Raw genomic sequence first — 21,935 nt, forward strand, 5'->3', positions numbered from 1 at the left:
TTGTGCTCCTTATGCCCATACCCGATACGGGCTGTCAGGGAATACAGCGAAGGCGTCTAATGACGCCAGCTCCAGCGAGTCGTCTGTGACACGCAAATTAACGTGATAACCGGGCAGGCTGGCGTATTTGATAACTTCGTTTTGTTCGCCAGGGTTTTGAATTTCAGTGGTAACGGTAATAAGGCCGACCACATCAAGGCTTACCTCCGGGTGATATAGGGTGCCCTGCTCTTCATCAACCATAAAACCCGCTTCAATTAGTTGCGTGCGCATTTCATCGGCGTCAGCGAAGCGCAGATATAAATCTCTCATCAGCGGAGTCCTTTAATTTGATTGGGAGTCAACAGGCGATGCCATATACGGAAGTTACGGATGTGATAGACGACATAAGCATTAGACTGAATTCTGATGGATGTGGGCGTTCCTGCGGCTTGAGTTGGACCTTGCGTTTTAGCATTACTGCTTCCGTTGAAATATGCAGTAATGGTATCAGTCACATCTTGTGAGAGCGCAAAAGTCTTTTGACTAAATGGATAGGCAACTGGATTTCCAGCACCGCCAGATCCACGGTATGAATACATCATTGAAGCTGTTAAACGAGTTATGATGTCGTTCCTTGCGCCAGGGCATGTGACAATATCTGCATAACCCACTGACGGTTGAACGTATCGGTTAACCGACAGTTCAAATGCCACAACCCTATTAATCAAATCTCCTGAAAGTCTATAACCAACGTTCCCGGAGGACTGGATGTCTATCATGTCTGAATATCGCTGCACAGTAGACGACCCAGTTGGAATATAGCTTGTTGCGATCGGGTTCTTTTCAACCTGTGGCATTTGAACATAGTACTCAGAACCTACGGGCATAACAGAATCCGCAGCTGCTTTAGCTACTGTGATATAACCCATGTATGTCCCAGCCGCCGGTGCTGTTAGAGTTGCAGATATTGTTGCGTATCCATCAAAACCTAAAGATGTTGTCACTGTCACGCTTGATGGAATTGTTCCTGAAGAAGCGCCAGTGATGGCATCAAAAAAGACAACAGCTGTGGTTGTGCCGTCTTGTGTAAATGCCAGTCGAATCAGGCCATAACTACCTTTGGCACGACATGAAATTGTTATAAATTCTCCGGCTGCGGCTGTGATATTGCTCGACGAGACAGCCGTCGCGGTTGCTGTAGCGAAGTTGATTACACATTTGCCAGTAATAGTTTGAGCAGCGCCATCTGCTGTAATTACGGTCTTCGTTATAGCGGAAGAACTAACCCATTTAGTTGGGTCGTTACTGTTCAAAAGGTAGTTAACACAACTCCCTTCCATCAATAAACCCTCTCGCTCAAAGCGTGGTTCATTGACAGCTGCTGTCTGGAGAACACCAGATTTATCGATATAAGTCGCTGTTGTTGATCGCGTAAATGTTACTGATTTTGTTGGCAGTTCCAGCACTTTTCCCGAAATAGTCAGCGTGTCGTATGGTGCAACGCCAGCCAGCAGGCGCAGATCGTCAGAGAGTGGCGCCCATACGTCAGGGTATGGCGCATCCTCATAAGGAACTGATGTCAGCTGCTGTGCGGCGGCCAGCGATGCTGCGGCACTGCTGGCGCTGGCGGCTGCATTGGTCTCCGACGTTTTGGCATTCGTCTCAGAGGTTTTCGCGTTTGTTTCTGAGGTCTTCGCATTGGTCTTTGACGTGTCAGCCGCAGAGGCGCTACTGGCCGCTGCATATTTTGACGTGTTCGCGTTCGTCTCTGACGTTTTTGCGTTCTTCTCTGACGTTGCAGCTGCCGCGGCGCTGGTTCCTGCCGCGTTCGCAGCAGCGATCAGCTTCGTCCAGCTGGGCCCGGTCTTTTTCGAACCGTCAGCCAGCGTTACTGTGACGTCACCGGTACCCGATAAAATCAGGTCCTGGTTGACGATATCAATTTGCGCCTGGCGAAATCCTTCCGTGACGGATTTCGCCAAATCGTCATCAATCGTTGCCATTCGTGATGTCCTTAAAATGAAAAACCCGGCCGGAGCCGGGTTTGATGGTCTGAGGTTTCGAAGGTCAGGAGAAGGAGCCGGTACCGCGGGTTACGTTCATGGTTGGGGCATAAATCCCTACGCTTGCATTACTTGATGTGACCTTGATACTGGCGGTGATAACCTGACCACCCAATCCGGTTACAGCATGTCGCGCGGTGAACCATGTCCCACCGGCTGGAACCGGGTAGCTAAATGTGCGTGTGTTACCGGCGATAGTCACTTCGACAGTGGCAGAAACAGCGCCGTTAATTCCCGTAACGTAAATTGATGACTCCACAACAACGTTTTTAGCCAGTCCATTATTGCTGGAGTCGGTATACGTCATATTAACGTTGGTAGAAACGCTCTGGGTTGACCTGTTGCTGGCGTCACCATACACACCGGTGTTCGCCACATCCCCAATGAATGATGTCGCTTCTACCGTGCCCCTGAAGCTTCCACTGGTCGCCTCAATGCTTCCCTTAAAACTCCCGTTAGTGGCATAGACGGTCCCGCGCACGGTCACATTGTTGAACACCGCATAACCGGATTTATTGATATGCCAGCCGACATTTCCGGTCCCGTCCCAGGTGCTGGACTGGATGTAATTGCCGATCTTGGCGTTATCCATAGAACCATCCTGGATAAATACCGACTTCAGGAACATCTGCCCGCCGGTCGCCGCAAACACCAGTTCCTGCCCGGTAGTGGTCGGGTTATAAACCGCAAACGTATCGGCGCTGACAAGGAAATTGGAGGAGCCTGTGGCGTCAATCCCCAACTGGATACCCGCGATACGTTTGATGCCGTTCGCCTCCACCTGGACTTTTACGCCCCATTGGGCACCCAGCTTGCCGGTAATGTCAGCAACAGCTTCGCTGGTCGTCTGCACACTGGCATTAGTTTCACCAATTGCAGCCGTAACCTGCTCAATGCTGGTCGCCGTGGCGCTCTCCAGATCCGTAACGGCTTTATCAATGCGCGTAATGGCTGCAGCGTTGGTCTGGCCGTTCTGCTCAACCGTGGCCTTAAGCGAGGTGACCTGCTCCGCAACGGCGCTTGTGGCGTCAGCTGCAGTCTTCCGGGCTTCGGTGATCTCGGCCATCGTTTTCGTTTCGCCAACGGCAAACGTAACGCGCTGGTCCGAGAACGCCGTGAAGTTTGCGAGGGCATTGGTAACGTTGCCGATAATCCCGGCATCCCGACTGGCCGTGTTACCGTCCACGTCAACTTTCAGACTGTCGATACGGCGGCCCAGCGCGCTGTCACCATCCGTGCGGGCCGTGGTTTCCGTGCTGATGTCCGCCGTGTTCTGGTCGGTCGTGGCCTTCACCGCAGCCAGCGCGGTGGTCTGCGCCTTGTTGTTATCAGCGACGGCTTTATCGATGCGCGTAATATCGCCGGAGTTTTTACCAACAGTAGTCTGCAGGCCCGAGAGCGTAGTGGCCTGCGCCTCCTGCTCCGTCGTCAGCGTTGCCAGCTCCTGCGTCACGCTGGCTTTGTTGGCGTTTACTGTCGATTCCAGCTGAGTCCGCGCTGTCACCTCCGCTTCCTGCGCGGTGATGCGCGCCTGGCGTTCGGTATACAGCAGCCCCGAAGCCAGTTTTGACGGGTCGTCTCCGGTATAGCCGCCCCGGATCTGCGTCGCCAGCGTCTCGCGCGCCGTGGCCTCCGCCTGGTCGCCAGCAACACGAGCTGTCGTTTCCTGCTGCAGCGCGGCCATCCCGGCCCCCGGCGTTGGCCGCCCGAGCGCCACCCAGTCGATCAGGTAGTAGTTCGTCGCATCCTGCTTGATGGACAGGTCCAGTCGAATCTGGTTAATCGTCGTGTCGGCCAGCCAGGGGATATCGTCACACTCAAGAGTGGCGACGCCGTCAGAGTTATAAGCGGGCTCCGCCACGGTGAACCGGTTGGTGTCGTTGAAACCAGCCGTATTGCGCCAGCGAATTTCCCCTACCCAGGCGGGATTACCCACTTTCTTGATACGAAGCTTCAGAAAGCGATACGCCGCAGCTGTTATGCCCAGCGAGCCCGGCGACGCGACCCAGGGGTCAGAGGCATGGTTTGCCGGACGCAGCCAGCCATCAACAATGGTCGGCGTCCCGTTCCCGGACCAGCCCTCTGTCGTCGAATCGAAGTACCAGATTTTGGCCGGGTCGAACTGCGAACCGGTGCCGGCTGACACTTGGGCGATCTGCTGCGCCAGCGATTCGGTGCTGGTCTGAATCGTCTGGTTGACGTTGCTGATATCTGCCAGACGCTCGTTCTTCTCGGTCAGTAGCGCCTGCCCGCGCGCCGTTGCCTCGTCGGTGATGGCTTTCTTACGGTCCGTGACCTCCTGCGCCAGCCCCGCTTTGGTCGCCGCCGACTCTGTAGTGACTGTGGTGATGTCATCGCGCGCTGACTGAAGGTCATCACCCAGGTCAGTTATTTCTTTTACGACGTTTTTGTAGGCGTCGGTCTGTTTGATCTGGTTATCGATATCCACCAGGTAATCCGCGGCAACCGAGCTGCTACTACCCTGGATGAAGTCAGTCCAGGCTGACTGGTTGCCGGTGCGGTCGACAAGCCGCGCGCGGTACCAGAACCCTACCCCGGCTTTCAGGCCCAGCTGCTGATACATGTGCTGCGGATAAGGCACATCCGTAAGCAACATCGCATTCGTGCCGGCGGCGTCCGTGGAATACTGAATCTCGGTCTGCAACGTATCCGCTGTATCTGCAGGAAAATCCCAGTCCAGCTGCACGCCCCATAATAATGGCGTCGTCCGAAAGTTGATGGGTACCGGCGGCGCGCCGACCTTCCCTTTTAACGTTACTTCAAGGGAGGTGGCCCACTTCGAAGAAATTTCAGCGGCATTAATGGCGCGGACGCGCACCAGATATCGCCCGGCATAAATCGCCGCAACTTCAAACGAGGTGGTAGAGCTGCGCGGCACATTTACCCAGTTCCCGTCATTGCGGCGCCATTGCGCTTCATAAGCAATGGCGTTTGGCACAGCCGTCCAGCTGGCGCGCATGGTTTCAACGCTGATCCCCTGCTGAACCACTGAATAGCTGTCGATGGTAATGTTTGTGGGTGCCGCCTGGTTGCCCGGCGGTATCACACTGATCGGACGCTCATCGATGATAGCTCCGGTATCGATACGCGCATATTTATCCGGATCATGCGCGGCCGCGCTGATGGTGAATGTCCCATCATTGTTATCAGCAACACTGACCACACGGTACTGTTGAGCGTAAAGTGCATCCGATTCAACAATCCAGACAGCTTCAGGTTCTGGCGTTTCGCTGTAAGCAGTCGTGACTGTTACCTGCTGAGCGTTAATCGACTGGATAGTGCGTGCCTGAGATGCTCCGGAAGGCAGGTTCAGGATTAGGCGGTCGCCAGCAACTGCGCCAGGGACGCGATCAAGCTTTAAGACCCTGCCATTTACTGCGCTGACGCGACCGCCAGTCACCTTGCCGGATAGCAATTCATCGGCCACAGCAATGACGTACCCGGGCTGAGGAATATTGCCGTCCAGTCCGACATCAAAGGAAACGACGCGATCCTTGTTATTGGTCAGAATACCCCAGCGCCCTTTCCGGTTCGCCTCGGACTGCCGGGTGCATCCGATAGCTGTCATTTCGAGCTGATTAAACCCATACCGCGCCACCAGCGCCTGCTCAAATACAGGCTCCATCGCATCAGCGTAGGCGTTGTCCGGATCGGACCATGAGACCAGTGCATTGGTATAACGCGTTTTGGATGTACTGCTGGCGTAAGTAAAACGCCCATCAATCACGTTAGCGCGGGTATAGCTGTAATCCACATCCCGGGGCATATCCGCCAGCGCCACAATCTGATCTCCGCCCCAGTATGTCATGCCGCGGAAGATGGCCGCGAAGTCACGTAACACGGTATAGGCTTCATTCCTGTCCTGAACATAGACATTGCAGGTATAGCGTGGCTCGGTTCCGCTTCCCCCCTTTCCATCCGGTACCATCTGATCGCAATACTGGGCCACCTGATACAGCGTCCATTTGTCGATATTCGCCGCCGTGAGTCTGTTTCCCAGACCGAAACGCTCAGTGACCACCAGATCGTAAAAAACCCATGCGGGGTTATCGGTCCAGGCCCACTTAAACGCCCCGGTCCATGTCCCGGTATACGTCCGGTTTTCAGGGTCGTAAGTATCAGGAACGCGAATCACACGCCCGCGGGGTTCACATGATATCTGGGGGATCGAGCCGTTGAACTGGCTCGAGTCGAATTCGATGTACAGCAGAGCGGTGTTCGGATATCGCAGCTTGGCGTCGATCACCTCAGTAAAACTCTGCAGCACCATGGTGTCGCCGCTTTTCGCGCTGTTCGCATCGGCGGTAAGCTTTCGAATACGTATTGTCCAGGTGCTGCCCGACTGCGGTAGGTCAATGCGATGGCTGCGCTCATACCCTGAGGTGGTTTTACCGGTCACGCTCGTATTGAGTACCGTCTGCCATGTACCGCCATTGGTTTGCAGATCGATGGCGTAATTTACTGAGTTACCAACCAGATCGCCGTCCTTCTCCTGTTTGAAGAGAGAGGGCCATTTCAAACGCAGACGAATGGCCGACAGCTTGCCGTTGGTAAAGGTGCGCGTCCAGGCATTGGCACTTGAAACTTCGGTGCCCACACTGATTTCGTTTTCGGTACCGGGAATACCCTGAATGTATTTCTGCGCCTGCGTTCCAGAGCGGAACTCCCATGTAACGCCACCGAAGTTCTGAGAGCCGTCCGCATTTTCCAGCGGTGTACCGTCCAGATAAATATTCTTTCCGGTGAGCTGCCCTGCAAACTCCCCCTCTCCCAGCGCAACAAGGATCTTTGCCTTCGCTACGGACTGCAGATCATCAGGCTGTTCGGTCGGTGTTCTTGAGCTGGAGCTGCCGCCCTTGCGGCCTTTAATCGCGTTTGCTGTAGCCATATTGCGCCCATAAAAAAACCACCCGACGGTGGCCTGAAAGAAGGATTATTTTTATTGCTGGTCTTCTACGTAGATCCCAGCGGAAATAATGGCTCCGCCGATGCGCCGGCGGCCATATAGTAAGGGAACCGGATACCCCTGAGCGGCAGTATTTGTTACGCCGCCAAAAGCATACGATGCGCGGTTATCTGCACTTTGTTTACTGGCTAAACCTGCAGGCTGCGGCGAAAGCATTTGCACTACCCCACCAAGCATCATGGCCGCGCCAATTTTCATAGCAGCAGGCCCCCAGGCAGCTCCGCCCCATGCTTGACCGAATGTTGCACCTAATGCCCCAACGGCTACCAATACAGCGCCCAATACAGTTTGCAGTAGGCCTGCTTTTTTACTTCCAATAACTACTGGAACAATGCGTATTACATCCTCAGTTATTGGAAAGTCGAGATCATTTACACCAATGTTTTTTTTGCCTTCATATATGGCGTAAGTCAAACCTCGAGACTTGCTAGTATTAAGATATTTCTCGAAACCATCAACGGTCTTACAAATTGAATGAATCGCTTCTGATTTAGACTTAACTAATCGCTTATGCGATTTACCAAATATTTTCGCCAATGGCCCGTAAAGCTCAATACTAATCATTCTTTCAGAATAAACATCTGTCATATCACCTCTCAATAAAAAAGGCCCTTTCGGGCCATATTAATGGTGTCATTTATTACCAGACAGTAGACAACCTTTAAAATTTAATCCAGCTTCGAATACTTAATTAGTGAGAATAATCAAATACACGATTTAGCAGCGTTACCCCAAGGGTTTCCAATTCCTTTACTGGCTGCATATACTTTAACGCTGGACCCGCCACGGTCATCGTTATCTATTAGAGCCATAGATAGCACACCAAACAAATCATCAGCCGCCGATATTTTATATCCGGTTTCTGTTTCAATACTATTTGCTTGAGGATGAAGGTTTTGCCACTTCGGAGCCAAACACTTGTTAATTTGGCCTGCATTTTTTGAAGAGTGCGCCATATAAACAGGCTCACCTTTTTGTAAGGAGTTCGCACTACACCCCACTAAACCAAATGCAACCAGAAATAAAATCGTCAGTTTCATGTCAATTCTCCTTTTGATTTGGAGAAATATTATCACAGAGATTTATAACGTAATACCTTCATCGTTCTCTCCTGCCAGTAGCCGCCATAAGGAACACGCTGGCTAAGATGGCCGTACAGGTGATGAAGTAGAATGTTTCCTTCGAGCAGAATCCCCGCATGGTTCCACTTATTCGCCTGCACCTGCATGATCACCATGTCTCCCGCGCGCGGAGCACCGCTGAACTCCCGGAAGCCGCATTCATACCAGCAATCCTGATAAAAATTTTCAGGGTACTGATCCTCCCACCACGGATAGTCCACCCGATAATCCATCAGTTCAATTCCGTGGGTTTGCCGGAAATAGCTCATTACCAGCCCCCAGCAATCGAAATGCCCCAGCACGAACGGACGCTCCAGCAGGGGCAGCTCACCGCGGGGCTGGATGGTACGAAGGTCTGCTTCCGGCCAGCTTACAATATGCCAGGGTAAAAGGGTTGCATCGCACTGGGCTTTATCCAGTTCGCTTGGCTGGGTGGTGGCGTCAGGATGGCTGTGAACAACCGCTATTACAGTCCCCCAGTCTTCGGCGGCGGCATAGTCCTCTGGTGACAGGTGAAAATGCTCCTCAGGATTTACGGCCAGATTACGGCAGGGATAATAGCGCTCCACCCGGCTTTTCTGTGCAATCACCCCGCAACATTCGCGAGGATATTCCGCAGCTGCATGAGCCAGGATGGCATCAAGCGTCTTTTGTCGCATGTCAGCTCCTGATAAGAGAGGTTCCCGGGAAACCGCCAAAAGGCAGCTCGTTATCGGCACCATGCCGTAACTGGCAGGCAGTCAGCGTCCCATTGCATTCATCGCGTGAAGGATCGCTTACCGGATTGTTATTTTTATCGAAGTACAGGGTACCGGCATAATCACATCCATCCCCTGAGCGATATTTATTACGGATGCACCACGAACAAAGAGAATGTAGCTGCCGGGTGGGGATCATCAGCCCCTGCAGGTCCATTGGGCTTGTCAGAATGAACTCAACCACCTCGTTGGTCTCACTGCTCTTCGCATCGATATAAAATATCTTCAGCTTTTCCTGGGTTGGGTCGGCTGTTGGGTTGCCTTCTGAATAGTTTCTGGCATCCAGATAATGCGCCAGCGTGTCATGGATCGTCACTTTCGCCTGCAGCATATCGTCGTAAGCCAGGCACAGGGCTGTGATAGAACTGTCCAGGTTAGCGACCGACAGCTTAGGCTTGGCGTTGCCACTACTGGTGGACGCTTCTATGCCGGAAATCTGGCAGGGCCAGGCTTTATATTCCTGTCCCTGCCACCAGATGGATTTGGCGGGTAGCCTGGTCTCATCCCCGCCCGCTGCCTCAATTTCCGCTGGCGTATGCGCAATATTGTGGGAGTGGAAACGCATAACGTCTGATACCCCAAAGCCGGTACCGTCAACTTCAAAGAGACGGACCTCACTACCCGGCTCCAGTTTCTGATAATCACGATTAAGACTCATGGAGCAAAGGCCTGTTCAAATGTGGCTGAAATGTACATTACGGTTTTTCCCTTCACCACTTTCTGCAGGCTGTCAGCTTCAACACGCCACAGCGCCAGCTCTCCGAACGGAGGCTGAAAAGAAAATGACTTCGTCTTGTGCCGCCTGAGAAAAGCGTAAATCTGCAGCCCTTTATCCGGTCTTCCGGTAAAGGAATACTCATAGGTTAACGTCTCGTCATTGATTCCCGATCCGCTGACCTGCGTGTACCCGTCACCAAACTGGGCTTTCCGGATGGTGTCTTTGCTTTTCGTGGTTGGCTGACTGGCCGACTGAATGGGCCAGGAGAATTTCTCGATAGCCATTAGCGCCTCCCGTTGTTCAGATTCCAGATGATTCCGCCAGGTTCGCTTTCCCGGGCGATCCCCTCCCGGATAGATCGGTCAACCACCTGCTGATAGGCCCTGCCGGCTGCGTCACTACTCGCCTGACTTGACGACGAACTCTGTTGGGAAGGGGTAACCGTGACTGGAGCATAAACACTCACCCCCAGAGGCGTGGCGATGCCCTTACCACCTCCCACAAGGCCACCGCTGGCATATCCTCGCATCAGGCTATACAGGTTTCCGACGCCGATCCGGCTGGTCGCCTCTTTGGTGAAGACAAATTCCCCCCGATGGACAATACCGGCCGGGTCGTTTTTGCCGCCGTAACCCGTAAATCCGCCAGTGGCAAAACCAAGAGCTGTAGAGGCGGAGTCAACCACCCCGACCATGGCTTGCTTCACGAGGATCTGCGCCATCATCGACAGAATGGATTTTGTGAAATCTGACCATTTTCCTTTACCGGTCGTAAGCATGTCGGCCATGCTCTGTCCGATTCCGTCAAACGTGGCGGCGGCCAGCGATTTCACCTGCCCGTAGGCATCGTCAGCAGAATCAACATAGTCAGCCCAGGCCGTTTTGGCGCCAGCCTGCCAGTTCTGGCGGAGGGCGTCCTGTTCACCATAGTAATTCCTGAGCGCATTCAGTTCGTTCTGGTACTGCTGATCCCCTTCATTACCCCCTGCATTTTTCCAGCCCTGCAGCAGCTGCGCTTCCTCAAGGCGACGCTGGGTCTGGCGGCTGCTCATACCCGCACTTTCTGCCAGCGCCCGTGTTTTCTCGCTCATCTGAGTTACGTACTTCTGCGAGGTATCCTGCAGTCGATTGAGGCGCTCCTGGGTAACAATCTGATCCCCGAGCCTTGCATTGATTTCCGCCTGGGCGAGCACCTTGTCCTTGCTGGCGAGAAGGGATTTTTCATCATCTGTTAAGTTGCGGGTTTTGGCGGCCTGCTCAAGAACCGTAAATCTGGCCTGCTCTTTCCATAGTTGCTGGCGCTGCTGGCTGATTTTGTCGTTGATTACAGAGTGCTGGCGTAATACCTCCAGCTGGGTTTGCAACTCGAGGGTCTGAGCGCTGGTATTGTCGGTAAGTTTCGTCCCGCCCGGCGTCCTCGTTTTCGTCGGCTTCTTAAGCGAGTCCTCATATTCTTTTTTCGCCGCGGCCAGATTGATGTTGTAATCAGCCTGGAGAATCCGCCCCTCTTTTAACGCTTTATTCAGTTCGTTCTGGCGATCGGTGTACTTCTCCAGTGCCGTCTGCGTTTTGCTGTAATTCGCCTGGGCCTGTCGTGCGTACTTGAGGCGATCGGCTTCCAGTCCTGCCTCACGACTGGCATTTTCCTGGGCGAGTTGAGAATTGCGGGCCTGTTGCTGAGCCATGTCCAGCGCCTGGCGGGCAGTCTCACGGTCATTCCAGAAGCGGGCGCGCGCGTCATCGTTGACATAACGATCACCCTTACGCAAATTCCAGATTTCATCCGCCCGCTTAAAGGCCGCCTCTGCCTTACTCAGCATTTCCTGAGAGGTATCCGGCCTGCCGATATCCAGTGCCGCATCCCACATGGATTTGAATGCTTTTTTAAGGGAATCTGCGGCGGATTCAATCGTGCCCATGTTGTCGCGGATGCTGGCAGTCTGCTTGTTGAACCCGGTCGTTGCTGCTTCGTTTGCCGCCTGCAGTGCTCCTGCTTCATTCCCTGCGCGCTGCAGAGCGGCAACATATGCAACCTGCTCAGCCGTGACGTTGTGAAACTGCTGCGCCATCGCCAGCAGCCCTGACGCCGGATCATTGGCCATGCGCCCAAATGCTTCAGCCACCTTATCGACCGGCAGACCGGATGCATCCGTGAATTTCGCAACCGAGATTGCAAGCTCTTCGAAGTTTGCACCCGCGCGAACGCCTGCAGTAACAAGCGCGGTCAGCGCCTGACTGGTCTGGTTAAATGTAAGCCCCGCTTTTTCTCCGGCCGCTGCAATGGTCTGCATGCGAACAGCTGTGAGACCAGCAGTATTACCGGTCAATGTCAGCGTTTTATTAAATTCAGAGAGCGTGCTCGATCCCTGATAATACGAATACATCAGCGCTGCGGTGCCAGCGGCGAGTGCCCCGACTCCGATCATCGTAGGTGAGATCGTTCCCAGCAAAGCACTGAACATAGGCCGGAGACCACCAAACTGGTCTTTAATTTGCCCGCCCTGCTGAAGCATGATGAGCCAGGGGCTTTGCCCACCAGCCAGCTGCGTCGCGATGTCAGTAAACTGCGCCGGTAGGGTTCGCATCGCGGCACTGTACTGGCCTACAGAAATCCCGGCTCGTTTTGCGGCCAGTTCCTGCTTCGAAAATGCCTGCTGAACCTGCAGGGCGGCATCGTTGGCCGCTTTACCCGTCCCCTTCAGCTGCTTATTTACGTAATTCACCTGTTCGGTAAATTTAGCCGAATCAACGTCAAGGTTAACGACCAGATCACCCACTGACTGTGCCATAGCGCACTCCTCCCAGGCTTTCCGCCACAGACATCATTACATCATCATCCATCGGTAAGGTTTCCGGCTCAGGCGGGTTTAGGAGGCTGAAATTAAGCGGGGTTAGTTCAGTATCCGGGCACATCAGAGACACAACCAGATGACTGAGCCGGGAGATATGCGCATCCAGCAAATCGTTTTCAAAATACTGCTTCTGATAAAAACGCCCCCACTCAGCCAGCTCAGTCGAAGACATGCCGGCAAGCATTGCGCGCCAGTCCGGGCGCCGGAACTCCCGCGCCAGTTTCATCACAAAACTCAGCTCACCGGCTAACGCTTTTCCGCGCTCACTTCCTCATCCACAGCAGCGTGGTCTGCGTTTTCCTCACCGCTGGTCAGCTCTGGCTCCTGTACAGGCAGCATGTCAGAGAGGTTTTTAACGAAGTGTTCTCCGGCACCAATCATTGCTGGCGACCACCCGGACAGAACTTCATGGTGCAGAGAATCAACATTCTTTGAGGTGTCTCCCTGCCACAGTGACATCGCGATCAGCCGGGCACCACGCCTGATATTGCTGGCAACCCGTAACGGTAGATAACCCTCTTCCCCTTCGTCTTTTGGCAGGGATTTCTCATCCAGCGCCAGGTACTGCAAATGCTCGATACGTTGGAGCGCGGACAGCTCAAACAACTCAATGGTGTTGCCGTTAAAAGTAAATGGCTCTGATTTCAGAAAACTCATGGGATGCTCCAGTAAAAATGACGGGGCAAGCGCCCCGCCGGTCAGGAAACGGTGACAGGGCAGATCGCGACTTTCAGACCATCGTTCATCATCACGATAATTTCAGCAGTACCTGCAGCAACACCCGTCACAGTCAGTACGTTACCGCTGGCGGTTACAGTCGCTTTTGCCGGATCAGACGAGGCTACACGGAAGGTTTTATCAGTAGCACCGGAAGGCGCGACCGTAACATTGATTGTGTTTTTGGCGCCGACAGCAACCGCAAGGGTAGACTTGTCGAGCGTTACGCCGGTGACGGCCACGGCCGGGGTACGGCTTTCTTCTGCCAGCGATGGCTTGCCGTTGTTACTGATCTTCACGCTGCGGGTGATGACCTCCTTCGCCGGGATAGTTTTTCCGAGACTGCTGACCCAGCCCTTAAAGACGTCGATCGTCCCGTTCGGGTATTTAATTTTGTAGGCGCGCACATCGCCGCTGTAGAACCAGTCCACCAGCGATTGCTGCCCGGATTCACCAGGTTTCCACGCCAGAGTGAAACTGGCCTCACCGGCTGACTTCTCGCCCTGCGCTGTGTTGGCCCAGTCTGCGTTCGGATCGTCAAGGTAGGTGTCGTCATAGGACTCTGCGGTCAGTTCACCTGGTGTCAGGTCTTTGATTTTGGCCGTGCGGGTCCAGTCAGTATCGCTGGCCGGGTTGGCATAGGGATCGCCTGTACCTGTGTAGAGCCAGAACGTTGTGCCTGCCCCTTTCACGGGTTCAAGCGGGCTTGGTGTTGGCATGATTACCTCACATTACGTATGAAATTGAGTATCTGAGATCGGCCGATCCCCACGTCGCCATTTCATCATCTCGCTGATAGTCATAGCCCTGAGCAGACATGGTTTCGATTAAGGGAATGAGGCCGGGGAGTTCGCTGAGCTGGGGATAGATTTTGCTTTCCATCCAGGTATCGAGCGCGGTATCCGTTTCGCTCGCTTTCAGGAACACCTCGATATGAAGCGTGGCGCGCCAGATATCTTCGTCGATGGATTCCTCCGTAGACTGGGCGTCAGTGATATAGACGGCGACAGCCGGGAGATCTTCGGACTCAAGTACAGCGGGACGGCCGTCAGACCACGTGACAGGGTCAGTCACGCCCGCTTTCAGGGCATCCAGCACCGCCTGGCGGATCAGGGGATGTTTCATTTGGTCAGAATTATCCTCAGTTGATTGCGTAAAGCCGCAGAGAGTTCTTTTGGAAGATCGGTAGCAGTCAGGCGGGTGCTTTCCTGCTTAAAGGCCTCAGTCAGTGGCGCTGCCAGAGGAATGCTCACCACCTCGAGCGGATAGCGGCTTTTCGTCGTTCGCCGCAGGACATGCCAGCGCCCGTTTTTAAGCTGCTGAATGAATCCGCCCGGGAAGCGAAACCGCCCGATGACCAGAACACTTCGGACACCGGCTTTGTCACGTTTTCGCCTGGAGAGTCGGACGCTGGCTACACCCAGCTTGATCGCCGGGAGGTTGCCCCGATTGACCCGAATAGTGGCCTGCGGTTTACGTACCGTGGCTTTCTTCAGGCGTGCACGCTGATTGACGAGTTTTCGCTGCACCCGGGTTTCCTTCGCAACCTGACGGGTGCTGCGGGATATCGCCCGGGTAGCCACACGGTTCACCGCCTGAGAGGATGCACGTGGCACAGCGGTTTTGCTGATGCTTTCCAGGTTAGCGATCGCCTGTTCGAGCCCTTTAATGGACATAGAGCCTCCATTACTCAATCCAGATCTGTGGCTTACCGTTGAACAACTGTTTGCGGGTAACGGTGTAGTCCTGGCCCTTCCAGTGAATGACATCGCCTTTGCGTGGCGACACTGCCGGGGAGAACACCACCAGTGACAGGCCATCCCCCACCAGCGGCCCCATTTCTGCGACAAACTGGCTTTCTACAGCATCAAAAATGACCCCGTTGATCGTGACCTTATCAGCCATCAGATTGACGGTGGCCGCGTCCATACGGGCCACCATCGCGTCGAAGGGGTTAGCCATTGAGCTTAACCAGTACGGCGGCGACGTTCGCACCGGCAGCCTGCCAGGCTTTCCCGGCCGGTGTCGCGCCGGTGGCCTCCAGTTGCACTTTCCCGCTTTTGAAGTACACGGTCTTGCCCTGGGCGATATCATCCGCCGCCAGCTTCGGCAACTGAACGACGCCACTGGTGAGGCACGTACCAGTTTCGCCGACGGCAATATCAGCGATAGCGATCGCCAGAACATCACCCACGGCAACCGGCGTGCCACTGGTGATCACCGCCGAACCCGAGTTGGTCAAATCAATAGTGTGACCATCCTGTACGAAATTCTTCATGAGCTCTCCGTATGGCCCCTGCCGGGGCCATGTTGCAGATATAAAAAAAGCCCTTACGGGCCGGTTCATTTTTTGGGGATTACTTACCGGATGATTTCGCCAGACCGCGATAATCCAGCGGCGCCACACCAGCATCGATGCGGACTTTCGTCGCAACCCCATCAGTGGTGAAACCTTCCTGCTGGTCAATGTACGGGGCATCAATGCCATTGAGGTACGCCACTTCGATGGTATCGGTGCCCTGTGCGGCAGCCAGATACCAGGCCGCCGGGTCGGCGTCATCCAGACGCGCTTCTGCGATCACTTCGGCAAAGTTCTGCAGCGGGTTCACCACGCCGGCATTGATATCAGCCCCTTTCACGCTTGCTGACTTAATGGTCTGGCTGGCTAATGTTTCCAGACCCACCGGAACCAGCATGTAGGCCGGACGAATGTTCAGGGCGCGCTCGCCCTCTTTCTGCTTGCGCATGTTCTGGCGGGCCTTATCCAGGCTGTCAACGCTGATGGCGCCAGCTGAAAGGTTGGCATGGTCAGCATGGAAGAGCGCCTTGCCATCTGAAAGTTTTCCGTTACCGGTCAGCACGGCGTAGACCAGGTCACCGATAGTGGCTTTTGCAGCGCGGCCCATCTTCATCGGAACGTCAGTCAGCTGGTTCAGGTCATCGTTGATAATGGCCTGGCGGGTGATGGAGAAGATCTCACCGTAAGTGGCCAGCGCGATGGTTTCACCCTTATCCTGAGTGGTGATGTACTTATACTCCGCGCCCTCTCGCACCTGACGCAGGGACGGGAAGCCGCCCATGCCGACGCGATGCGCCGTTTTGAAGTCAGACAGCTGGCCTTTTTTGGTCCAGAGTTCAAAGGTCTCAGCCGCTTCATCCCAGCCCTGCAACAGCGCTTTGTTGGCGACATCGAGCAGGATATTGCCATAATCGGAGGTGCTGTGCGTCAGCGCAAAACCAACCATCTGCATCGGGTTGTAACTGGAGACCCCGATGCCGCGCTCGGTCAGGGACATGCGGGCGTATTCGCGCAGCGTCATACCGTTATAGACGTTGTCACGCTCAACATTTTCATAACCGGCACGCGCCATCAGCGCCTGGCGGATCCCGTCGCCAACAAAGTTACCGTTCCCGGCATACACATGGGCCTGACCCTGCGTAGTGGTGTTGGACGGCGTGGCATTTTTACCGAGCTCTGCCAGAAGAACATCTTTCGCCTGGCTGACCGAGCACTCTGGATCGGCAATACATTTAGCCTGCAGCTCCTGATGCTTTCCGCCGAACATGGCGAAGAGGTCCTGAATACCGTTCACGCGTGCCTTTTGCTCCGCAATAACCTGCGCACGGATATCTGTTTCGCTGGCACCTGCCGCCGGAGCCGGCTGGGTGGCAGTTGGCTGCTGTGTTTCGCGCGTAGCGGTATTGCGCGGCGGGGTGACCATGTTGCGAATGCTGTTTGGCATCTTTTCAAATTCCTCAATACGTTTCGAATGGATGCAGGCCATTGCCTGCAAGGATGGTGTGACCTGGTCAGCGAAGCCCAGCTCCAGACATTCAGTGCCGGAGAGCCAGGTCTCATCCTCCAGCATTGCCGCAATTTCTTCGGTGCTTTTGCCCGTCTTCTGCGCGTATGCCGGGATCAACACCGACTCCACTTTGTCGAGCAGGTCGGCATAGTCGCGCATGTCATCAGCATCACCACCAGCAAAACCCCACGGCTTGTGGATCATCATCATGGTGTTTTCCGGCATGATGACCGGGTTTCCTACCATGGCGATAACTGATGCCATTGAGGCAGCCAGACCGTCGATATAAACGGTGATCGCCGCGCCGTGGAATTTCAGGGCATTAAAAATGGCGATACCGTCAAAGACATCGCCACCAGGGGAGTTGATGTGTAATTTGATGTGGTTGACGTTGCCCAGCGCCTTAAGGTTTGCGACGAACTGCTTCGCCGTTACCCCCCAGTAGCCGATCTCGTCGTAGATATAGATCTCAGCTTCGTTTTCCGAACTGGCCTGCATACGGAACCAGCTATTTTTTGCCTGGGCTTTCGGGCGGTTCTTTACCCGGTTTTGCTTCCTGGACACGAGTGTCTCCTTTGTCATTTGCCGGGTCGGTATCAAACACCAGCCCCTGTTTACGGTTCTCGTCAACCTCCGCCTTACGGCGGCGCTTAACATCATCAGGATTTGCGCCGCGGGCGCGCACCCATTCACTCTCTGTCGCAGCACCGCCACGCAGCAGAATTTTCCAGGCGTTCGCCTCTTTGACCGGGTCAATCCAGGGCATAACGGGCCCGGAGAACACGGCGCTAAAGAGCGTGGCTTTATCGACATTTTTCGGGACCGTGATCTCGCCTGAAGCAATCGCCATCCTGAGCCAGGCCCGGTACATAGGTCGTGTGATCGCAGCGATGAATGCGTCCTGAAGAATGAAATAGCCTTCGGTTGACTCCACCAGCTCCTGGCGCTGCGCGCTGTATGTTCCGTCGTAGTTACGGGCGATACTTGAAAAGCTACCGCGCGAACCGGCGGCTACAGCTCGTAGCTGGCCATTACGGAAAGTTTCGAGGTTGGGATTTGGTCGGTCTGACTTGATCATCCCGATATCTTCACCCGGGCGGAGATCGTCAAACAGCATGCCGGGTTCAATGTTCAGTTCCCGGGAGCCCTGCGCGCTGTCTTCCGGATACGACTGACCATCACCTTTCTTGATGAACATGCCCAGTGCCGCAGCAATGCGGGCAGCGGTCAGTTCAGCGTCCTCGTACTCCTTCAGCGCCGAAAGACGCATCAGCACCCCGGCAAGCAGCGAGTTACCTCTAATTTGATGCAGGCGGCGCATAAACTTCAGGTGAAGCATGTTCTCCGCCTGAATATCCTTGGTATCTCCCTGGCGCATGCCTTCCGCCGGCAGGTTTTTGTAGACCATATATCGGGTCGGGCGGCCCCAGTCATTCAGGTAAATGCCCTGGCACAACTTCTGACCCGGCTCTGTCCGCTCCATCGGCACAAAATCCGGTTCCAGCGCCTCAATCCAGAAAGGAATGTCTGCCACAGGCGACAGACCGTTCCCGGTGCCACTGACCAGTTGCGCGAACACCTCGCCGTCACGTAACCAGGTCCGGCACATCAGGCGCTCAAGCACTGGTCGGGTAAACTGCCCGGTAACATCCGGAGAAACGGACCACTCCGCCCATTTGGCGCGGATCTGTGTAGCAAGGTCTGTAGCGATGCCGCCGTTACTCATCAGGGGCTGCGGCTCCACGATGATGCCTTTTGCCCCCACAATGCGCTCTTCGAGTTTATCAAGGATGCCGATCACCAGATCGTGGTTACAGTCCAGCCACCGGGCTTGTTCGCGCAGCGATCGCCCGCCGAATTGCGTCAGCTGATTCGCGGAGCGGTTTTCGCGTTTTGCCCGGTGCGTCCGGGTAGGAATGACAGCCTCATACGCCTGGATCATCATGCGCGACTTAAGGCGCTCCGCTTTCCAGCCCGGGGAAAATACACCTATCAGATTATCCAGGGCGCTCATCGCGGGAACCTCGCCAGTTTAAAGGAGCCACCCCTGCCCGTTGCGGCAGCCACGGCAGCAGCCTCTTTTCGCTCCCACTCCTGACGGCCTTTTCGTATCTCGCTCAGGTTCTCCATGGTCATCTGCTGACCATTAAACGTGATGGACTTGCCCTGCAGGACCGCCATTTCCGCTTCGGTATAACGGCGGACCATGTCCTGAATATCATTGAGATTCACACCCAGCCTCCTGATGATGATGACCATGCCGATTCACGGGCTGGCTTCGTAGCCTTTGGCTCTGATACTGGCGGTTTTGCAACCGGCGGCGGTGCCACTGGAGGCGCGTCTGGCGATGGCTCAACCACCAGATAACTCTCCCGGCGCGCCCACTCAGGCGCATCAGGCCACTTAATTTTTTCGTAACCATGAAGAATGACCAGGGCATGCGCGTAAACCATAAGGTCAAACGCTTCGTTAGCCCCCTTACCAGGCTTCGTCCATTTCCCATCAGCTGATCGCTCCTCATAGGTCAGTTCGTCGTAAAACCACCCTCCCAGCCAGTCAGGGAAATGCACGTAGTTCGGCCCCGGCACATCGCGCCACAGCGCGTTGTTGATCCGGTCTTTCAGTGCGTTTGTCTGGAGAAGGTAGAGAGGGACATCACCGGCCGCCTTCGCGCGCCGGGCAGAACGCCCGGTGTTATCCGGGTAGGTTTTGGTAATCAGCTTCGCCCGGGTCTGGCTGTCACCCTTGAAAAGCCAGACTTTGCGCTGCAGACCGTCACGGCGACAGCGCCGCCAGAACTCATAGGCATTGTCGGTAACGCCATCTTCACCACCGGAGTCGACGGCCATGGCCAGGAGGCTCATTCGCTTGCCCGGTTCGCCATCAAGCGCCCAGGTTTTCTCCAGCACATCGGTGCGCAGCAGATCCCAGTCCTCCGGGTAGCTGGCAGGATCTATGTGGTAGCTTTCACCATCGGGCGTGGTGCGCATCGACTGCATGATGTTGTACCGGTCAACCACCCACCGCTCGCCGTGGGCGCCGTAGCCAACAACCTGCACCACAAATCGCCGGTTTTTACCGCCCTGAACATCGACGGTCGCCACCAGGAAGTTGACGCCAGCAGGCACGCGCCGCCGTTCAACCGGTTCGGCGCGCTGCAGCAGTTCGTCACCTTTGCGTTGCTCAATACTTGAGCGCGGGAGATACGGGAGTCCCCAGTCGGTGTTAATGACCGTCTTCAGCGTTTCTTCGCTGCCGGTCGCTTCGTACTCCTGTTCAGCGGTCAGCAGTTTGTAAACCAGTTGGGCCCAGGTCTGATATGCAGCTGCCGGGCCTTCCATCCAGAACGATGCGATACGCGACCGCCGTCCGGCACCCGTTATTGTTCCGCTGCTGTCGATCTGCTGATCCTCACGCAGCCAGACACCTTTCATATTCAGGGAACGTTTCTGGTCGGCGGTGATCACCCCGGAGCAGGAAGGGCAATGGATACAGGCCGCTTCGCTGGCCTTTACCGGATCGCTGATTTCCCGGTAACCGGTCATCGCCGTCATCTCTGGCTGGAAAAACTCACCACAATGTGGACATGGCCAGTACCAGCGCCGGCGGTCGCCGCGGTTGTACAGTGACAGAATGCCGGTTGTTGGCGGAGCTTCATGCGCCGAGCTCCGGCGCCACTTCGTATCGCGGATGTCCCGGCCTGGTGAACTCTCCACCAGCGTCATGCCGGACGACATAAACGTGGTGGTACGCTTGGAGGCCAGGGAAAATGCATCACCTTCCCCGTCGATATCCTCCGGGAAGCGGTCATAATCGGTCAGGGCGACGCACTTGTAATCCGACGAGGACATGATATTGACCGATGGCCAGCCTATCTTGAGATAGTTACCCGCCCTGAATGTCCTGTCGTAAACGTTATTATCGTTCCTGCGGGGACTCAGGCGGGTTGCCACTTCCGGACTGCAACGGAACGTGCGATCCAGTCGTTTCTTCGAGTGCTCGCGGGCCTTTTCCTCTGTCATCTGAATAATCAGCATGTCAGACGGGTCGCAGACCACGTTATAAACTACCCACCCATCAATCAGGCCAATCGTCTTCCCGGTTCGCGCCGGGCCGACAAACACCACTGCGTCATACTCGCGCGACGCCAGGCAGTTCATTGGCTCGAGTACATACGGAGCCAGGTTCGGATCCCAGGGAACGGAGTTACCGGCACCCATTGGCACGCGCATAAATTTACTGACTGCATCGGCCACCAGCATGCGGCGTGGGGCACGAAGTATTCCAGGGACATCCTTTCGGATCCCCCGGGCAGATGCCCGCTTCGCCATCAGTCCTCCTCTGGCTCATCCTCCTCCGGTTCTGCGTCCAGCACGCGCTGCGCAATCTGGTCGCGAAGATCGTCAATCACACTCTGCACTCGGCTGACAGCTGCGGGGTTAAGCGCGCAGTCACGCTCCAGAATATCCGGCAGCGTTTCCAGCACCTGCACCACAGCTTTTGCCATGACAGAAAATTCACGGGCCACCTCATCAGCCGGGATTAACTGGCCGGTATCCTGCTCGAATTTGAGCCGCTCGTTTTCCGCTTTCCAGTGGGCGAGCCTGTCCGAGGGCGTCATATCTTCGGCGCTGGACGCGACGACGGGTGCCATCAGCTCGGTCAGCACATCGGTGATGAGATAGAGTTTGAGTTTGTTGTTGCTGCCCAGTGCAGGCTCGACTTGCTTAAGCCTGGCGGCAACAGTCTGGCGATGAACGCCGGTGATCCCTGCCAGCTGATTGATGTTCAGCTTCAGGGTGGAGAGTTCCTGGTCCATGATGGTGAACACTTTTTGAACGATTCGACATCATTGCAAAACGTCACTGATAAAAATCATACAGTTATGCACATGATGATGATGACCCTGGATCACGAAAACTAGCCGTTTTC

Annotated in this window: 20 protein-coding genes and 1 pseudogene; all 21 read right to left on the reverse strand. The window is 55.1% G+C overall.

The annotated features are described in order from the left end of the window. Positions 1 to 9: 9 nt before the first annotated feature. Positions 10 to 312 carry a hypothetical protein gene (locus tag B3X29_RS15095; RefSeq protein ID WP_290557394.1) on the reverse strand — a complete coding sequence of 101 codons (303 nt, stop codon included), beginning with the start codon at positions 310 to 312 and terminating at the stop codon, positions 10 to 12. Then, entirely contained in the window at positions 312 to 1,985 is a 1,674-nt protein-coding gene (locus B3X29_RS15100; protein ID WP_290557396.1) for a phage head spike fiber domain-containing protein, read from the reverse strand. The genes B3X29_RS15095 and B3X29_RS15100 overlap by 1 nt, the downstream gene beginning before the upstream one ends. Positions 1,986 to 2,505: 520 nt before the next feature. Continuing rightward, positions 2,506 to 6,954, reverse strand: a pseudogene (gene gpJ / locus B3X29_RS15105) (TipJ family phage tail tip protein); the annotation flags it as partial. A gap of 51 nt (positions 6,955 to 7,005) precedes the next feature. Further along, positions 7,006 to 7,620, reverse strand: coding sequence for a tail assembly protein (locus tag B3X29_RS15110; RefSeq protein ID WP_233210499.1), 615 nt, complete (start codon positions 7,618 to 7,620; stop codon positions 7,006 to 7,008). Positions 7,621 to 7,736: 116 nt separating this feature from the next. Then, on the reverse strand, positions 7,737 to 8,072 hold the full coding sequence (locus B3X29_RS15115; RefSeq protein ID WP_290557401.1) for a hypothetical protein: 336 nt from the start codon (positions 8,070 to 8,072) through the stop codon (positions 7,737 to 7,739). A 32-nt stretch (positions 8,073 to 8,104) separates the two neighbouring features. Beyond that, positions 8,105 to 8,812, reverse strand: coding sequence for a C40 family peptidase (locus B3X29_RS15120; RefSeq protein WP_103179169.1), 708 nt, complete (start codon positions 8,810 to 8,812; stop codon positions 8,105 to 8,107). A 1-nt stretch (position 8,813) separates the two neighbouring features. Next, positions 8,814 to 9,569: a phage minor tail protein L gene (locus B3X29_RS15125; protein WP_103179168.1), complete on the reverse strand. Its 756-nt coding sequence runs from the start codon at positions 9,567 to 9,569 to the stop codon at positions 8,814 to 8,816. Beyond that, entirely contained in the window at positions 9,566 to 9,913 is a 348-nt protein-coding gene (locus B3X29_RS15130) for a phage tail protein (RefSeq protein WP_103179167.1), read from the reverse strand. The genes B3X29_RS15125 and B3X29_RS15130 overlap by 4 nt, the downstream gene beginning before the upstream one ends. Continuing rightward, the gene (locus tag B3X29_RS15135; protein WP_290557406.1) at positions 9,913 to 12,417 is read right to left on the reverse strand and encodes a phage tail tape measure protein; all 2,505 of its coding nucleotides are present in this window, start codon (positions 12,415 to 12,417) and stop codon (positions 9,913 to 9,915) included. Before B3X29_RS15135 ends, B3X29_RS15130 begins: the two co-directional genes overlap by 1 nt. Next, entirely contained in the window at positions 12,398 to 12,706 is a 309-nt protein-coding gene (locus tag B3X29_RS15140; protein ID WP_290557530.1) for a phage tail assembly protein T, read from the reverse strand. The genes B3X29_RS15135 and B3X29_RS15140 overlap by 20 nt, the downstream gene beginning before the upstream one ends. 20 nt (positions 12,707 to 12,726) lie before the next feature. Continuing rightward, positions 12,727 to 13,137: a phage tail assembly chaperone G gene (gpG, locus tag B3X29_RS15145; RefSeq protein ID WP_290557408.1), complete on the reverse strand. Its 411-nt coding sequence runs from the start codon at positions 13,135 to 13,137 to the stop codon at positions 12,727 to 12,729. A 41-nt stretch (positions 13,138 to 13,178) separates the two neighbouring features. Further along, positions 13,179 to 13,916, reverse strand: a complete 738-nt coding sequence (locus tag B3X29_RS15150; protein WP_290557409.1) for a phage tail protein — start codon at positions 13,914 to 13,916, stop codon at positions 13,179 to 13,181. A 7-nt stretch (positions 13,917 to 13,923) separates the two neighbouring features. Further along, the gene (gene gpU / locus B3X29_RS15155; protein ID WP_290557411.1) at positions 13,924 to 14,322 is read right to left on the reverse strand and encodes a phage tail terminator protein; all 399 of its coding nucleotides are present in this window, start codon (positions 14,320 to 14,322) and stop codon (positions 13,924 to 13,926) included. Beyond that, on the reverse strand, positions 14,319 to 14,873 hold the full coding sequence (locus tag B3X29_RS15160) for a phage tail protein (RefSeq protein WP_103179161.1): 555 nt from the start codon (positions 14,871 to 14,873) through the stop codon (positions 14,319 to 14,321). Before B3X29_RS15160 ends, gpU begins: the two co-directional genes overlap by 4 nt. 10 nt (positions 14,874 to 14,883) lie before the next feature. After that, complete coding sequence (locus B3X29_RS15165) at positions 14,884 to 15,159, reverse strand: ATP-binding protein (RefSeq protein WP_097495892.1); 276 nt, start codon at positions 15,157 to 15,159, stop codon at positions 14,884 to 14,886. Beyond that, positions 15,152 to 15,475 carry a DUF2190 family protein gene (locus tag B3X29_RS15170; RefSeq protein WP_290557415.1) on the reverse strand — a complete coding sequence of 108 codons (324 nt, stop codon included), beginning with the start codon at positions 15,473 to 15,475 and terminating at the stop codon, positions 15,152 to 15,154. The genes B3X29_RS15165 and B3X29_RS15170 overlap by 8 nt, the downstream gene beginning before the upstream one ends. Positions 15,476 to 15,554: 79 nt before the next feature. Next, entirely contained in the window at positions 15,555 to 17,501 is a 1,947-nt protein-coding gene (locus tag B3X29_RS15175) for a ClpP-like prohead protease/major capsid protein fusion protein (RefSeq protein ID WP_409454959.1), read from the reverse strand. A 10-nt stretch (positions 17,502 to 17,511) separates the two neighbouring features. Continuing rightward, positions 17,512 to 19,017 carry a phage portal protein gene (locus B3X29_RS15180; protein WP_290557419.1) on the reverse strand — a complete coding sequence of 502 codons (1,506 nt, stop codon included), beginning with the start codon at positions 19,015 to 19,017 and terminating at the stop codon, positions 17,512 to 17,514. Further along, positions 19,014 to 19,235: a hypothetical protein gene (locus tag B3X29_RS15185; protein ID WP_039028987.1), complete on the reverse strand. Its 222-nt coding sequence runs from the start codon at positions 19,233 to 19,235 to the stop codon at positions 19,014 to 19,016. The genes B3X29_RS15180 and B3X29_RS15185 overlap by 4 nt, the downstream gene beginning before the upstream one ends. After that, positions 19,232 to 21,334, reverse strand: a complete 2,103-nt coding sequence (locus tag B3X29_RS15190; protein ID WP_290557421.1) for a phage terminase large subunit family protein — start codon at positions 21,332 to 21,334, stop codon at positions 19,232 to 19,234. Before B3X29_RS15190 ends, B3X29_RS15185 begins: the two co-directional genes overlap by 4 nt. After that, positions 21,334 to 21,822, reverse strand: a complete 489-nt coding sequence (locus B3X29_RS15195; RefSeq protein WP_103179154.1) for a DUF1441 family protein — start codon at positions 21,820 to 21,822, stop codon at positions 21,334 to 21,336. The genes B3X29_RS15190 and B3X29_RS15195 overlap by 1 nt, the downstream gene beginning before the upstream one ends. Between the last annotated feature and the right edge of the window lie 113 nt (positions 21,823 to 21,935).

It is taken from the genome of Leclercia sp. UBA5076, assembly GCF_002416465.1.
Taxonomy (GTDB): Bacteria; Pseudomonadota; Gammaproteobacteria; order Enterobacterales; family Enterobacteriaceae; genus Enterobacter.